At 65.4% G+C, this 14,689-nt stretch carries 11 protein-coding genes; 5 read left to right on the forward strand and 6 right to left on the reverse strand.

The window, feature by feature from the left end:
- Positions 1 to 332: 332 nt before the first annotated feature.
- Positions 333 to 1,742 carry a tRNA (N6-isopentenyl adenosine(37)-C2)-methylthiotransferase MiaB gene (gene miaB, locus A3840_RS01175; RefSeq protein WP_067450650.1) on the reverse strand — a complete coding sequence of 470 codons (1,410 nt, stop codon included), beginning with the start codon at positions 1,740 to 1,742 and terminating at the stop codon, positions 333 to 335.
- A gap of 91 nt (positions 1,743 to 1,833) precedes the next feature.
- On the opposite strand from miaB, the gene A3840_RS01180 reads away from it, so the two are divergent.
- From A3840_RS01180 to A3840_RS01200, 5 genes are all read left to right on the forward strand, one after another.
- Positions 1,834 to 2,031: a hypothetical protein gene (locus A3840_RS01180; RefSeq protein ID WP_067450652.1), complete on the forward strand. Its 198-nt coding sequence runs from the start codon at positions 1,834 to 1,836 to the stop codon at positions 2,029 to 2,031.
- A 36-nt stretch (positions 2,032 to 2,067) separates the two neighbouring features.
- A complete protein-coding gene (locus A3840_RS01185) occupies positions 2,068 to 3,771 on the forward strand; it encodes a sensor histidine kinase (RefSeq protein WP_067450655.1) in 1,704 nt (567 codons plus the stop codon).
- A gap of 64 nt (positions 3,772 to 3,835) precedes the next feature.
- Entirely contained in the window at positions 3,836 to 4,189 is a 354-nt protein-coding gene (gene rpsO, locus A3840_RS01190) for a 30S ribosomal protein S15 (RefSeq protein WP_082903556.1), read from the forward strand.
- A gap of 370 nt (positions 4,190 to 4,559) precedes the next feature.
- Positions 4,560 to 6,695, forward strand: coding sequence for a polyribonucleotide nucleotidyltransferase (gene pnp, locus A3840_RS01195; protein WP_067450662.1), 2,136 nt, complete (start codon positions 4,560 to 4,562; stop codon positions 6,693 to 6,695).
- 226 nt (positions 6,696 to 6,921) lie between these two features.
- Positions 6,922 to 7,569, forward strand: a complete 648-nt coding sequence (locus A3840_RS01200; RefSeq protein ID WP_082903557.1) for a L,D-transpeptidase — start codon at positions 6,922 to 6,924, stop codon at positions 7,567 to 7,569.
- A gap of 653 nt (positions 7,570 to 8,222) precedes the next feature.
- Here A3840_RS01200 and A3840_RS01205 read toward each other — a convergent pair.
- The 5 genes from A3840_RS01205 to rimP all read right to left on the reverse strand — a co-directional run bounded on the left by A3840_RS01205 (position 8,223) and on the right by rimP (position 14,634).
- Positions 8,223 to 8,813, reverse strand: a complete 591-nt coding sequence (locus A3840_RS01205) for a YcxB family protein (RefSeq protein ID WP_067450665.1) — start codon at positions 8,811 to 8,813, stop codon at positions 8,223 to 8,225.
- 89 nt (positions 8,814 to 8,902) lie between these two features.
- Positions 8,903 to 11,584: a translation initiation factor IF-2 gene (infB, locus tag A3840_RS01210; RefSeq protein ID WP_425388828.1), complete on the reverse strand. Its 2,682-nt coding sequence runs from the start codon at positions 11,582 to 11,584 to the stop codon at positions 8,903 to 8,905.
- 101 nt (positions 11,585 to 11,685) lie between these two features.
- A complete protein-coding gene (locus A3840_RS01215) occupies positions 11,686 to 12,357 on the reverse strand; it encodes an RNA-binding protein (RefSeq protein ID WP_082903558.1) in 672 nt (223 codons plus the stop codon).
- A 45-nt stretch (positions 12,358 to 12,402) separates the two neighbouring features.
- Complete coding sequence (gene nusA / locus A3840_RS01220; protein ID WP_067450674.1) at positions 12,403 to 14,007, reverse strand: transcription termination factor NusA; 1,605 nt, start codon at positions 14,005 to 14,007, stop codon at positions 12,403 to 12,405.
- Positions 14,008 to 14,634 carry a ribosome maturation factor RimP gene (rimP, locus tag A3840_RS01225; protein ID WP_067450677.1) on the reverse strand — a complete coding sequence of 209 codons (627 nt, stop codon included), beginning with the start codon at positions 14,632 to 14,634 and terminating at the stop codon, positions 14,008 to 14,010.
- Positions 14,635 to 14,689 lie beyond the last annotated feature (55 nt).

Genomic DNA, 14,689 nt, shown 5'->3' on the forward strand with positions numbered 1-14,689 from the left:
TTGATCGTTGCAACCCCATCTCCACCCGGCTGATGGGGGAGGATAAGGGAGGTGGTGGGGGCGGGGATAAGTTTTCCTGGGACGCGATGCAGCACCCTCCCCCTTGCGGGCTTCCCGCTGGCCGCAGGCAAATTCGCTCCAGTGGAGCGAATTTAAGCGGGAAGGCCATGAGAGCTATGCTCGAATGGCTGGCTGGGGTGGGGGACGGGCGGCAGGGTGTTTGATTTCTAACGTCTGCGCCCGCCGGCACCCCCTCCTAGCTTCGCTAGGCCTGTCGGCCAAGCTGCGCTACCTCCCCCGTCAAGGGGGAGGTGGGGGGCGGCGTTTGCCGGTTAGGCCGCGACGGCTTGTTGCAGGCGCCCGACCAGCGAATTGGTGCTGGTGCCGATGATCTCGACTTCGTGGATGGCACCGATGAGGTCGGGGCTGCCATCGAGGTGGACGGCTTGCAGATAGGGCGAGCGGCCGCCGACCTGGCCGGGCTGGCGGCCCACGCGTTCGATGAGGACCGGCAGGGTCCGGCCGACGCAGGAGGCATGGAAATCGGCGGTCTGTTGGTTGACCAGGTCCTGGAGGCGATGGAGGCGTTCGGTCTTCACCGCTTCGGCGATCTGGTCGCCCAGATTGGCGCCCGGCGTGCCGGGGCGGGTGGAATATTTGAAGGAATAGGCCGAGGCATAGCCGGTTTCGCGGATGATGGTCAGCGTATCCTCGAAATCCTGGTCGGTTTCGCCGGGAAAGCCGACGATGAAATCGCCGGACAGCGCCATGTCGGGGCGGGCTTTCTTGATCTTGTCGATCAGCGCCAGATATTCGGCGGCGGTGTGCTTGCGGTTCATGGCCTTCAGAATCCGGTCCGAACCGGACTGCACCGGCAGATGCAGATAGGGCATGAGCAGCGGCAGGTCGCGATGGGCGGCGATCAGGGCGTCATCCATGTCGCGGGGATGGCTGGTGGTGTAACGCAGCCGTTCGAGGCCGGCAATTTCGGCCAGGAGAAAGGCGAGCTGGCCGAGGCCGACCGGGCGCCCGGCCGCGTCGAGACCATGATAGGCGTTGACGTTCTGGCCGAGCAGGGTGATCTCCTTGACCCCGGCATCGACCAGGCGGCGGGCTTCGTCCAGCACCTGGGCGACGGGGCGGCTGACTTCGGCGCCCCGCGTATAGGGCACCACGCAGAAGGAGCAGAACTTGTCGCAGCCTTCCTGCACGGTGAGGAAGGCGGTGAGGCCGCGGGCAAGCGTAACGTCCTTTTTCGCCGCCGGCAGGTGGGCGAACTTGTCCTCTTCGGGGAAATCGGTGTCGATCACGGCCTTTTTCAGGCTGGGATGCATGTGGCGCTGGCCCCGGGCCTTTTCCAGCATGTCGGGCAGGCGGTGATAGGCCTGCGGGCCGAAGACCAGATCGACCACCGGGGCGCGGCGGGCGATTTCCTCGCCTTCGGCCTGGGCCACGCAGCCGGCGACGCCGATCATCATGTCGGCGCCCATGGCCCGGCGCTCGCCCTGGATTTCCTTGAGCCGGCCCAGCTCGGAAAACACCTTTTCCGAGGCCTTTTCGCGGATATGGCAGGTATTGAGCAGGACCAGATCGGCCTCGGCCGCGTCCTGGGTCGGCACATAGCCGTGCGGCGCCAGCGCATCGGCCATGCGGTCGCTGTCATAGACATTCATCTGACAGCCATAGGTCTTGATGAAGACGCGCTTCGGCGCGGTCCGGGGCATGGTTTCCATATCGGTCATGACCGGCTATTTACCAGAGCCAAAGCCGCTATGCCATGCCCTGCAACCACGTCCGCTCTCGCGGGTTGTAGGAGACGAAAAGGACTAGCCCATGACACAAGACAAGCCCAAAAAGCCGGATTCGGCCGCCGCCATGCGCGACGGCAAGAAGCCCGGGCCGAGCGACGCACCGGTGCAGGTGCGGCCGGCCGGGCCCGATTCCATGGCCGACCGCCCCGAAAACTGGGATGACATTGACGAAGCCGTGGACGAAAGTTTCCCGGCCAGCGACGCCAGCGCCAAATACTGACCGGCCGCAAGGCCAGACTGCGAAGGGAATTGGGGCATGGCGGACGCGGAAGTCCGAGAAGACGGCACGGGGAGCGTGAACGGCCGCTCGCGCCCGGTCGCCTTCTATCTCATCGCGCTGGTCCTCGCCATCCTGATCCCGGCCTTTGCCGTTTCCCTGGTGCTGCTGAACCGCACCAACGATGCCCAGCAGGACGTGCTGCATGCCCTGACCAATGCCACGGTGCAGGCCATGGGCCAATCGGTGGATCGCGAGATTTCCGGCATGGCCACCACCTTGCGCGTGCTGTCCACCTCCGGCTTCCTGCGCAGCGGCAATCTGGGCGAATTCAACGATCGCTCCATGCAGGCCCTGGCCGGCACCGGCGCCTATCTCATCGCGGTGGATGCCGATATGCGGCAATTGCTCAATACCCGCGTCGAATTCGGCACCCCGCTGGGCCCCACTTCCGACCCGGAGACCGTGCAGCAGGCCCTGGAGCGGGGCCTCGTCACCATTTCGGGCCTGTTTTACGGGCAGACGGCGCGGGCCTATGCCTTCAATGTCTGGCTGCCGCTGGCCGACGAGCAGCCGGTGCGGGCCATCGCGCTGACGCAGAATGCGCGCAACCTGGTGCCGGCGCTGCAATCGCGGCAATTGCCGGCCGGCTGGCATGCGGCGCTGATCGACCGCCAGAACCTGGTCATCGCCGCCACGCCCGAGGCGGAACTGGCGACCGGGAGCACCCTGCCCCTGCGGCAGATCGAGCAGGGCACCAGCACCGAATGGGGCGAGGAAAATCTCGATGGCGAGGCGGTGGTGACCGCTGAATGGCGTTCGGGGCTGACCGGATGGCGCATCGTCGCCTGGGCCTCGGCGGGGCAGGTGCAGAAACCCCTGCAGGAATCGCTGCTGCAATTGGCCGCCTGGGGCCTGGCCATCGCCCTGGCCGCCTCGGCGGTCGCCTTCTTCATCGCCCAGCGCATCGGCCGCTCGGTCAAGGGCCTGCGGCTGGATGCGGCGCGGATGGGGCGGGGCGAGGCGGTCTATCCGCGCTCCTATCCCGTCACCGAGATCGCCGAAGTGTCCCAGGCCCTGGCCGAGGCCTCCGAGCAGAGGCAGATCGCCGAGCGCGACATCCGCTTCCTGATGCGCGAACTGGCGCATCGCTCCAAGAACCAGATGGCGGTGATCGCCGCCATGGCCAAGCAGACGGCGCGCGGCGCCAAGGACGTGCCCTCCTATGTGCAGGCGCTGGAGCGGCGCATCATGGGCCTGGCGCGCTCCACCGACCTGCTCCTGGCCCATGGGCGGGCCGGGGTGATGCTGCATGAGCTGATCGAGGAGCAGCTTGCCCCCTTCCGCCCGCCCGACGACCGGGCAAGGATCGAGGGGCCGACCCTGCGCATCAATCCGCAGGGCGCGCAAATCCTGGGCATGGCGCTGCACGAGCTGGCCACCAATGCCACCCGCTATGGCGCCTTCGCCGATCCGGAAGGCCGGCTCGACCTCACCTGGATGCTGCACCAGGAGGAATTGCAGATGCGCTGGCGCGAGACGCTGAGCCGGCGCCTGGAGGACAGCGACCGCTCCGGCTTCGGCACCATCGTGCTGCGCACCATGGTGGGCGGGGCCCTGGGGGCGCAGGTGGAACGCATTGCCCATGAGCACGGGGTGGAATGGGTGTTCAACGTGCCCCTGGCCGCGCTCGACCCCGCCTTCGCCGCCACCCGGCCCGACGAGGACGCCGAAAACCAATAGTTCTGGCGTTCCGGGCGCGTTTGCACTATAGGAGCGCCAGCCGGCGGGCCGGGACTTTGTTCCGATCCCGCCAGCCATACACGGCCCCACCTGGACGACATCCCGGCTGGGGCGGCCAACATCCTCATTTTTCGAAAGGATATGCCCGATGTCGATTACTGCGGAACGCAAGACCGAACTCATCAAGGAATATGCGACCAAGGCCAACGATACCGGCTCGCCGGAAGTCCAGGTCGCCATCCTGTCCGAGCGGATTGCCAACCTCACCGAACATTTCAAGGGCCACAACAAGGATAACCATTCCCGTCGTGGCCTGTTGAAGCTGGTTTCGACCCGCCGCAGCCTTCTCGACTACCTCAAGAAGGTGGACGAGAACCGCTACAAGGTGCTGATCGAAAAGCTCGGCCTGCGCCGCTAGGCGCATAAGTTTCCGGCGCGGGAGGCCTCTTCCGCGCCGGTTGCCCTTCCCGGGGGCGCTTTGGGGAGCGGAATGCCTTTCCGGTCCGCCAGCGGCCCAGGGAACAGGGCATGTCATGCGGAATGCGGCCGGCATGGCCGAGCATTCCCCAGGCCGGCGAGCCGGGGCATGGCAGGATTATCGGCCTCTTCCGCGGTGGAGAGGCTCATTGTCTTGTCCATGTTCTGTCCCGCCAAACAGAACCCGTGCCTGATTTTGAGCTGGTGCGCACATGGGGTGCGGTGCCGGTGCGGGCACACCGGATACGTTCGTGAGTCCCTGCCTAGGCCTCGCGTTCCCGCGCATCCGCCAGAATGGAAAGACGAAATTCATGTCGATCAAATTTGATCACCACAAGGTCGAGATCAATTGGGGCGGCCAGCCGCTGACGCTCGAAACCGGCAAGATGGCCCGCCAGGCCGATGGCGCCGTGCTCGCCAGCCTGGGCGAAACCGTCGTGCTCGCCACCGTGGTCAGCGCCAAGTCGCCCAAGCCGGGCCAGGACTTCTTCCCGCTGACCGTCAATTACCAGGAAAAATACTTCGCCGCCGGCAAGATCCCGGGCGGCTATTTCAAGCGCGAAGGCCGCCCGACCGAGAACGAGACCCTGGTGTCGCGCCTCATCGACCGCCCGATCCGCCCGCTCTTCCCCGATGGCTACAAGAACGAGACCCAGGTCATCGTCACCGTGCTCCAGCATGACATGGAGAACAATCCGGACGTGCTGGCCATGGTCGCCGCCTCGGCGGCCCTCACCATTTCCGGCGTGCCCTTCATGGGCCCGATCGGCGCGGCCCGCGTCGGCTACGTGGACGGCGAATATGTGCTCAACCTGCCGGTCGACCGCCGCAGCGACAGCAAGCTCGACCTGGTCATGGCCGGCACCCAGGACGCCGTGCTGATGGTGGAATCGGAAGCCCAGGAGCTCTCCGAAGAGGTGATGCTGGGCGCCGTCATGTTCGGCCACAAGGCGTCCGCCCAGGTGATCGAAGCCATCATCCAGCTGGCCGAGCTGGCCGCCAAGGAACCGCGCGACTTCACCCCGCCCGATTTCTCGGCGCTGGAAACCGAAGTGCTGGCCATTGCCGAGGCCGACCTGCGCGCCGCCTACAAGCTGACCGACAAGCAGGCCCGCTATAGCGCCGTGGATGCCGCCAATGCCAAGGTCAAGGAGGCTTTCGCCGCCAAGATCGAGGCCGGCGAGATTTCCAAGGAAGATTTGGGCGAGGTGGTGCATAACCTGCAGGCCAAGATCGTCCGCTGGAACATCCTGGATACCGGCAGCCGCATCGATGGCCGCGACCTCAAGACCGTGCGGCCGATCCTGGCCGAAGTGGGCGTGCTGCCGCGCACCCATGGCTCGGCCGTGTTCACCCGCGGGGAAACCCAGGCCCTGGTCGTCGCCACGCTGGGCACCGGCGAGGACGAGCAATATATCGACAGCCTGGAAGGCACCCGTAAGGAAAACTTCCTGCTGCACTACAATTTCCCGCCCTATTCGGTGGGTGAAGCGGGCCGCATGGGGTCGCCCGGCCGCCGCGAAATCGGCCATGGCAAGCTGGCCTGGCGCGCCATCAACCCGATCCGCCCGACGATCGAGGAATTCCCCTATACGATCCGCGTGGTCTCCGAGATCACCGAATCCAACGGTTCTTCCTCGATGGCCACGGTCTGCGGCACCTCGCTGGCGCTGATGGATGCCGGCGTGCCGATGAAGAAGCCGGTGGCCGGCATCGCCATGGGCCTGATCCTGGAAGGCGAGAAATTCGCCGTGCTCAGCGACATCCTGGGCGACGAGGATCACCTGGGCGACATGGACTTCAAGGTGGCCGGCACGGACGAGGGCGTCACCTCGCTGCAGATGGACATCAAGATCGCCGGCATCACCGAGGAGATCATGAAGATCGCCCTGGCCCAGGCCAAGGACGGCCGCATCCATATCCTGGGTGAAATGGCCAAGGCGCTGTCGGCCTCGCGCGGCGAAGTGGGTGAATTCGCCCCCCGCATCGAGACCCTCAAGATCCCCACCGACAAGATCCGCGAAGTGATCGGCACCGGTGGCAAGGTCATCCGCGAAATCGTGGAAAAGACCGGCGCCAAGATCAATATCGAAGACGACGGTACCGTGAAGGTCTCCTCCTCGGACGGCAGCCAGATCGACGCCGCCATCAAGTGGATCCGCTCCATTACCGATGAACCGGAAGTGGGCGCCATCTATCAGGGCACCGTGGTCAAGACCGCCGATTTCGGCGCCTTCGTCAATTTCTTCGGCGCCAAGGACGGCCTGGTCCACATTTCGCAGCTGGCCGAACAGCGCGTCGCCAAGACCACCGACGTGGTCAAGGAAGGCGACAAGGTCTGGGTGAAGCTGCTGGGCTTCGACGAGCGCGGCAAGGTCCGCCTGTCTATGAAGGTGCTCGACCAGGCGACCGGCAAGGAAATCGCCAAGGAAGAAGCGGCCGAATAAGGCCTTCTTTCCGCCACATTTGTAGAAGGGCCGGTCCGCTGACCGGCCCTTTTTTCCTGACCTCAGGCAGAGTTGTGTTGTTCCGGCAACACTTGGGATCGCCATCACATTGTGGCGAGGAACTGCCCCATTCGTGCCACGTTAAGGATAACATGGCTATCCATGAAGTAAGTGCGCGGCAAATCTGTGCGCGAGTTCCCGAAATACCTGTTCCTGAGGTTTTCTATTGATTTCCCGCCGCCTGTTTCTGCTCGGCCTTTCCGCCACCGCCCTTTCGGCCTGTTCCACCACCCGGCAACCCGCCGTGCAGGAACCCGTTATCGACCCCTATTACCAGCGCATGTATGGCGCGGTGCTGAACGAGCCCTATCCGATCGCCGCCATGGACCTGCGGGTCGTCGACCCGAAATGGTGGCGCCAGGAAGTGCCCTATTACACCAATGAGCGCCCCGGCACGCTGGTGGTCGATACGCCCGCCCATTACCTCTACCTGGTGCTCGAGAACAATCGCGCCCTGCGCTACGGCATCGGCGTGGGCAAGGACGAGGCCCTGGTGTTCCGCGGCGAGGCCACGATCGGCCGCAAGGCGGCCTGGCCGCGCTGGACGCCGACGCAATCCATGATCCGCCGCGAGCCCGATCGCTACGGTCCCTATGCCGGCGGCATGGAGCCCGGCCCGGAAAACCCGTTGGGGCCGCGCGCGCTCTATCTCTACAAGAATGGCCGCGACACTCTGTTCCGTATCCACGGCACCACGGAACCCTATACGATCGGCACCAATGTGTCCTCGGGCTGCATCCGGCTGATGAACCAGGACATCATCGATCTCTATGCCCGCGTGCCGGTCGGCGCGCGCGTCACGGTGATCAATTAAAAATTCGTCGAGATGTGGCTTGCGCCGGAGCCCGAGGCTTCCTAAGTGAGCGTCACATCTCAAGGAATTGCCGGGAGCGGACCATACCGTAGTCACCCGCTTCCGGCATCAAAAAGGTCCGTTCCGCAAGGGGCGGGCCTTTTTACTGTTCAGCTCTCGAGCGGTTCGGCCTTGAGGGAAGCGGCCTCCCCCAATCTGGATCGTCACCCTCGGGCCTGACCCGAGGGGTCTTTGTTTCTGGGTCTATCGCAAGCGCCCTCGGGTCGAGCTCGAGGGTGACGATCGGTGGGTGGGGGGCGTTCAGTGATCCGCTGATGGACCCCCTCCCTCATTCCCTTCCCTCAAGGGGGAGGGAGGCGAAGGAGCCGTGATCCAGCTCAATGCGGATTGCTTTGAGGGCATCTCACCCATGCTCGATCGTCGCCCTCGGGCCTGACCCGAGGGGTCTTTGGTTTCGGGTGCATCGCGAACGCCCTCGGGTCAGGCCCGAGGGTGACGAGCTGTGGGTGGGGTGGTTCAGTGATCCGCTGATGGACCCCCTCCCTCATTCCCTCCCCTCAAGGGGGAGGGAGGCGAAGGAGCCGTGATCCGGCTAAATGTGGGCTGCTTTAAGAGCATCTAACCCAATCCGGGTGGACTAACACGGAAACGATCTAGCCCGGGCCGGCCAGAAGCTGGCGCAGCTTCTTGTCATCGCGACTCTTGCGCGCCGCCGCCTCCGGCATGCGGGCAAGGCAGAGTTCGACCAGTTCGCGCCGCTGCGCATCGCTCTCAAAGGCATCGAGCGGCAGGACCAGGGCGAGGGCGCCATGCATGAAGGCCAGGGCGCCCGGCGTCAGGAAAACCGCCTCCACGCCGCTCCAGCCCAGCGTGAAATCCATATGCGCGCCGCGCCAGTGCAGGCCCTGGTCGTCGGCGACGAAGTCCATGGGCGTGGTGGGGCTGGCCGCTTCGATGGCGGCGATGGACATGCGCCGCTGCCAGGGGGCAATCACCCCGGCATGGAACAAGGCGACCAGAAACAGCAGGGCCAGGATGACCGGCAGCGCGGGAATGGCCGGGTTCCAGATATTGAGGCCGATGCCAATGGCCGCGGCAAGCATGCCGCCGCCGAACATCGACCCGAAGATCACCAATCGGGCGCGCCGGTTCTGGGCCCGGCTGAACCGCTGGTGGTGCAGCACCGCCGCCGCGTCGTAGACATGGCGGTAATCGGGCCGATAGGTCAGGCGGAGATCCGGCATTCCGATCCTCTTTCAGTGACGCCAGCAGTGCCAAACGAAAAAGGCGCAGCCATGGCCGCGCCCTTTCCTGAAGGTGATATCCGAGGCGATCAGAGGGTGCGCTGCACCGTCTCGACGCGGAAGCATTCGATGACGTCGCCGGCGCGGATGTCCTCGTAATTCTCGAAGGCCATGCCGCATTCCTGGCCCATGGCCACTTCCTTGACTTCGTCCTTGAAGCGCTTGAGCGTCTTGAGCTTGCCTTCGTGGATGACGACGTTGTCGCGCAGGAGGCGGACGCCGGCGCCGCGTTCCACGATGCCCTCGGTGACCCGGCAGCCGGCGACCTTGCCGACCTTGGTGATCTGGAAGACTTCGAGGATTTCCGCGTAACCGATGAAGGTTTCGCGGCGCTCCGGCGCGAGCAGGCCGCTCATGGCATTCTTCACGTCCTCGATGAGGTCGTAAATGATGTTGTAATAGCGGATCTCGATGCCGTCGCGATTGGCCAGCTCGCTGGCCTGCTTGTTGGCGCGGACATTGAAGCCGATGACGATGGCGTTCGACGCCGAGGCCAGGGTGACATCGGATTCGGTGATGCCGCCGACGCCCGAGAACAGGATCTGGGCGGAGACTTCATCGGTGGAGAGCTTGTTGAGCGACGCCACGATGGCCTCGACCGAGCCCTGCACGTCGCCCTTGATGATCAGCGGGAACTTGGAAATGCCCGCGATCTTGAGCTGGTTCATCATCTGCTCGAGGCTGGTGGCGCCGCCGCCGGCCGTCTTCTCGCGGATGGCGCGCTGGCGATATTCGGTCACCTCGCGGGCGCGCGCTTCGGTCTCGACGACCGAGAAGCGGTCGCCGGCGCTCGGCACGCCGTTGAAGCCCAGCACTTCCACCGGCACCGACGGCCCGGCTTCCTTGACCTGGCCGCCCTGATCGTTGATCAGCGCGCGGACGCGGGCAAACTCGGTGCCGGCCACGAGAATGTCGCCAATCTTGAGCGTGCCGCGCTGCACCAGAACCGTCGCCACCGCACCGCGGCCGCGATCGAGCTTGGCTTCGATGACCAGGCCCTCGGCGCGCCCGTCGCGGGCCACCTTGAGCTCGAGCACTTCGGCCTGCAGCAGGATGGTTTCGAGCAGCTTGTCGAGGCCGGCCTGGGTCTTGGCCGAGACCTCCACGTCGAGCACGTCGCCGCCCATGGATTCCACGAAGACTTCGTGCTGGAGCAATTCGGTGCGCACCCGCTGGGGATTGGCCTCCGGCTTGTCCATCTTGTTGATGGCCACGATGATCGGCACGCCGGCCGCCTTGGCATGCTTGATGGATTCGATGGTCTGCGGCATGACGCCGTCATCGGCCGCCACCACCAGCACCGCGATATCGGTCGCCTGGGCGCCGCGGGCGCGCATGGCGGTGAAGGCCTCGTGGCCCGGCGTATCGAGGAAGGTGATCTTCTGGCCGTTCTTCTCGACCTGATAGGCACCGATATGCTGGGTGATGCCGCCGGCTTCGCCGGACACCACATTGGCTTCGCGGATGGCGTCGAGCAGGCTCGTCTTGCCGTGGTCGACGTGACCCATGATGGTCACGACGGGGGCGCGATCGGTCAGGTCCTCGGCCTTGTCGTCCGAGGCGATGTCGAACAGGCCTTCTTCCACGTCGGCTTCCGACACGCGCTTGACCGTATGGCCCAGCTCGATGGCGATCAGCTCGGCCGTATCGGCGTCGATCACGTCGGTGATCTTGGCCATCTGGCCCTGCTGCATCAGCATCTTGATGACGGTGACCGAACGTTCGGCCATGCGGTTGGCCAATTCGCCCACCGTGATGACTTCCGGAATGGTCACTTCGCGGCTGAGCTTGGGCGCATCCTGCTGGTTGCGACCCATCTTCTTGTCGCGGCGACGGCGCATGGCGGCCAGCGAGGGACCACGATCGCGATCGCTCTCGGTGGTGGCGCTGGACAGGGTCAGGCGGCCGCGGGCCGAGCCGTCATCGACGCGGCGCGTCGGACGTTCGGGCTGGGCGCGGCTGGCGCGACGGGCATTTTCCAGTTCCGCCTCGGTGGTCGGACGATGCTGGGGCGCACCGGTGCGGGTGCGGCGGCCATCGGCCTCGCTGGGCGGGGCCGGAGGCATGTTGCCGATCGGCGCCATGCCGCCACCGGGCCGGCGATCGCCGGCCGGACGCGCACCAGGACCACCCGGACGCCGTTCGCCCGGACGGGCGCCGGCGGCAGGCCGCTCGCCTTCGCCGGGGCGGCCCGTGGGCCGCTCATTGGCGCTGCGCTGCGGACGCGGCGGCTGGCCGGGACGGCCGGCCACGGTGCGCACGCTGGAGGGACCGGCATTGCGCTGGCTGGCCGGCACGAATTCCTCGCGCTGCGGCTCGGGCTCGGCCTGGCGGGCCGCTTCTTCCTCGGCGCGACGGGCTTCATCGGCCTTGCGGCGCTCTTCTTCCTGGCGCGCGGCTTCCTCGCGCACCTGGCGGCGGCGATTGTCTTCCTCGATGCGGCGCGCTTCCTCGGCGGCGAAACGTTCCCGGTCCTCGGCCTGGCGGGCGCCGGCCAGAGCCAGCGCCTGGCGGCGCGCCTCGGCTTCGGCGGCGCTGAGGCCCAGCGGCGCGCGGTTCTGCTGCTGCATCGGCCGGCCCTGGCCGGGACGGCCCTGACCGGAAGCGCCCGGACGCCCGCCCGAGCCGCCGCCCGGAGCCGCATTGGGCTTGGGCACGATGCGGGTGCGCTTTTCCACGACCACCGTCGAGCGCGACGGCCCGCGCGACATCCCGCCGGGGCGATTGCCCAGGCCGGCGCCGCCCTTGAGGGTCAGCGTCTTCTTGGCGCCGGTATCGTCAGTGCGCTTGTCGTCGTTATCAGCCATACTTCCTATCGTCTTTCGTCCTGATCCGCGGACAAAAGCACACCGGACGCCGCATTGCGGTCGGTGTACTCTTCCATCGGTTGGGCGATGTATCGGGCCAGTCTGTGGGCCTTGTCCACCGCCGATTGGGCTGCCGCCCCTGTCGTCAGGGCAGCATGTATCACATTTTCCAGTCCAAGTGCCAAACCCATTTCGGCACTTTGAAGCAATTCGAAATGCGGCACGTCCGGGCCGCCTATATCCTGCTCGCGCCGGGCATAATTGAGGGCCTTGAGCGTGCCGGCCATCTTGTTGCGCCCATCCTCGGCCGCGTCGGTCGCGGTGAGCAGGGCGATCACCTGCATGCCTTCGAGCGCCGACTTCACCTTGGTGGCGCCGGTGACGAACTGGCCGGCCTTGCGCGCCATGCCCAAGGCCGACAGCAGGCGCTGCCGCAACCGCAATTCGGTCAGCGCCGCCAGATCCTCGGCCACGACGACCGGCGCCTTGAGCGAGCGGGCAAAGGCCTTCTTCTTCACCGCCTCGGCCACGGCCGCGCGGCTCAGCGTGATCCAGACGCCGCGCCCCTCGGCGCGGGCCTCGACATCGGGCACCAGCACGCCGTCGGGGCCGACCACGAAACGCACCAGCGCCTCGACCGGCTTTTCCGTCCGGGTCAAGGCACAGGTCCTAACCATGTCCGCGCGCCGGGCCAAAGCCGGGTGCTCCCCTGAAGGCGGCCCTTAGACCGCCTCCTCCTCGGAATAGCCCTCTTCGCCCTCATCGGCGGCGGGCAGGTCGTCTTCGCTGATCCAGCCCGCCTTGATACGGGCCTGCATGATCATGTCCTCGGCTTCCTCGCGGGAAATGGGGAAATCCTTGAAGGTGCCTTCAAAGCGCTTGGTTTCGCCATCCTTGCGTTCGGTCCAGCCGACCAGGTCGTCGGCGGCGCAACCGGCGAAATCCTCGACGGTCTTGATATCTTCCTTGCCCAGGGCCACCAGCATGGCCGCATTGAGCCCGGCAATCTCGTAGAGATCGTCCGAAACGCCGAGCGCGGTGCGCTCCTCGTCATGCTTGCGGTCGATCTCGGCCAGGTATTCGGCGGCGCGATTCTGGATTTCGGCGGCGGTTTCCTCGTCGAAGCCCTCGATCGAGGCAATTTCATTGCTCTCGATATAGGCCAGTTCCTCGACCGAGGAGAAGCCTTCCGAAGCCAATAGCTGGGCAACCATCTCGTCGACGTCAAGGGCCTGCATGAACAGGGTCGAGCGTTCGGTGAATTCCTTCTGCCGGCGTTCGCTCTCTTCCTGCTCGGTCAGGATGTCGATATCCCAGCCGATGAGCTGCGACGCCAGGCGCACATTCTGGCCCCGGCGGCCGATGGCCAGCGAAAGCTGCTCGTCGGGCACCACGGTCTCGATGCGCTCGGCCTGCTCGTCCAGCACCACCTTGGCCACGTCGGCCGGCTGCAGGGCGGACACCACGAGGTCGGCGATATTGTCGGTCCAGGGAATGATGTCGATCTTTTCGCCCTGGAGTTCGGCGACGACGGCCTGGACGCGGGAACCGCGCATACCCACGCAGGCGCCGACCGGATCGATCGAGGAATCGTTGGAGGTGACGGCGATCTTGGCGCGCGAACCCGGATCGCGGGCGATCGAGCGGATGGTGATGACGCCATCGTAGATTTCCGGCACTTCCTGCATGAACAGCTTGGCCATGAATTGCGGATGGGTGCGGCTGAGGAAAATCTGCGGGCCGCGCTGCTCGCGGCGCACGTCATAGATATAGGCGCGGACGCGATCGCCGTAGCGGAACATTTCGCGCGGGATCAGCTCGTCGCGGCGGATAATGGCTTCGCCGCGGCCCAGATCGACGATGACATTGCCATATTCGACGCGCTTGACGCTGCCGTTGACGATTTCGCCGACGCGGCCGGTATATTCCTCGAACATCTTGTCGCGCTCGGCATCGCGCACCTTCTGCACGATGACCTGCTTGGCCGACTGGGCGGCGATGCGGCCGAATTCCATGGGCGGCAGCGGCTCGGTCAGGAAGTCGCCGACCTTGGCGGTCGGGTTCTTGACCTGGGCGAGCTTGAGATTGACCTGGCGGGAGGGCTCCTCGACCTCGTCGACGATCTCGAGCAGGCGCCACATGCGGGTTTCGCCGGAGCGCGGATTGATCTCGACCTTGATCTCGGTTTCGGCGCCGTAGCGGCCCTTGGCGGCCTTTTCCATGGCGTCCTGCATCGCCTCGATCACGACCATGCGGTCGATGTTCTTTTCGCGGGCGACAGCGTCGGCGATCTGCAACAGCTCAAGGCGGTTCGCACTAACGGCCATTTAGTTCTTCTCCTCGGAAGGATTATCGTCGTTGTCGGCGTCGGCATTTTCGACCGTTTCGGTCTCGTCGTCGTCGATCGGATGCAGCTCCTGGTCGGCGCGGGCCATGTCCATGAGCTTGTCGGTCATCACCAGCTTGGCCTCGGCGATATCGGCGAAGGCGAGCTTGTGATTGGGATCGGTGCCGCCCGGCGTATCGGGCAGGATAATGATGACCCCCTCGTCGTCGACGGGGCCGATTTCGCCGCGGAAGCGCTTGCGGCCATTGATCATGTCGGCCAGCTCGACCTTGGCTTCGTGGCCGATGAACCGCTCGTAGTCGCGCTTGCGCACCAGCGGCCGGTCGATGCCGGGCGAGGAGACTTCCAGGTGATATTCGCGGTCGATCGGATCTTCCACATCCAGGATCGGCGAGAGGTCCTTACTCAGGGTCTCGCAATCGGTGATGGTGAAGCGGCCGTTCTCGTCCTCGGCCATGATCTGGAGCGTGCAGCCGTTTTCCGGCGTGATCTTCACCCGCACCAGGGCAAAGCCGAGATCGTTGGCCACCGGTTCGACGATGCGGGAAATCCGGGCCTCGAGCCCGGTTTCCTTGATATAGCGCCTTTCAGCGAGATCGAAAGCCAATTGATGTCCCGATAACAAAAAGAGCGGGGGCCGGTCAGGGCACCCACTCTCGAAT

Origin of the sequence: Devosia elaeis (genome assembly GCF_001650025.1) — a bacterium.
Lineage (GTDB): Bacteria > Pseudomonadota > Alphaproteobacteria > Rhizobiales > Devosiaceae > Devosia > Devosia elaeis.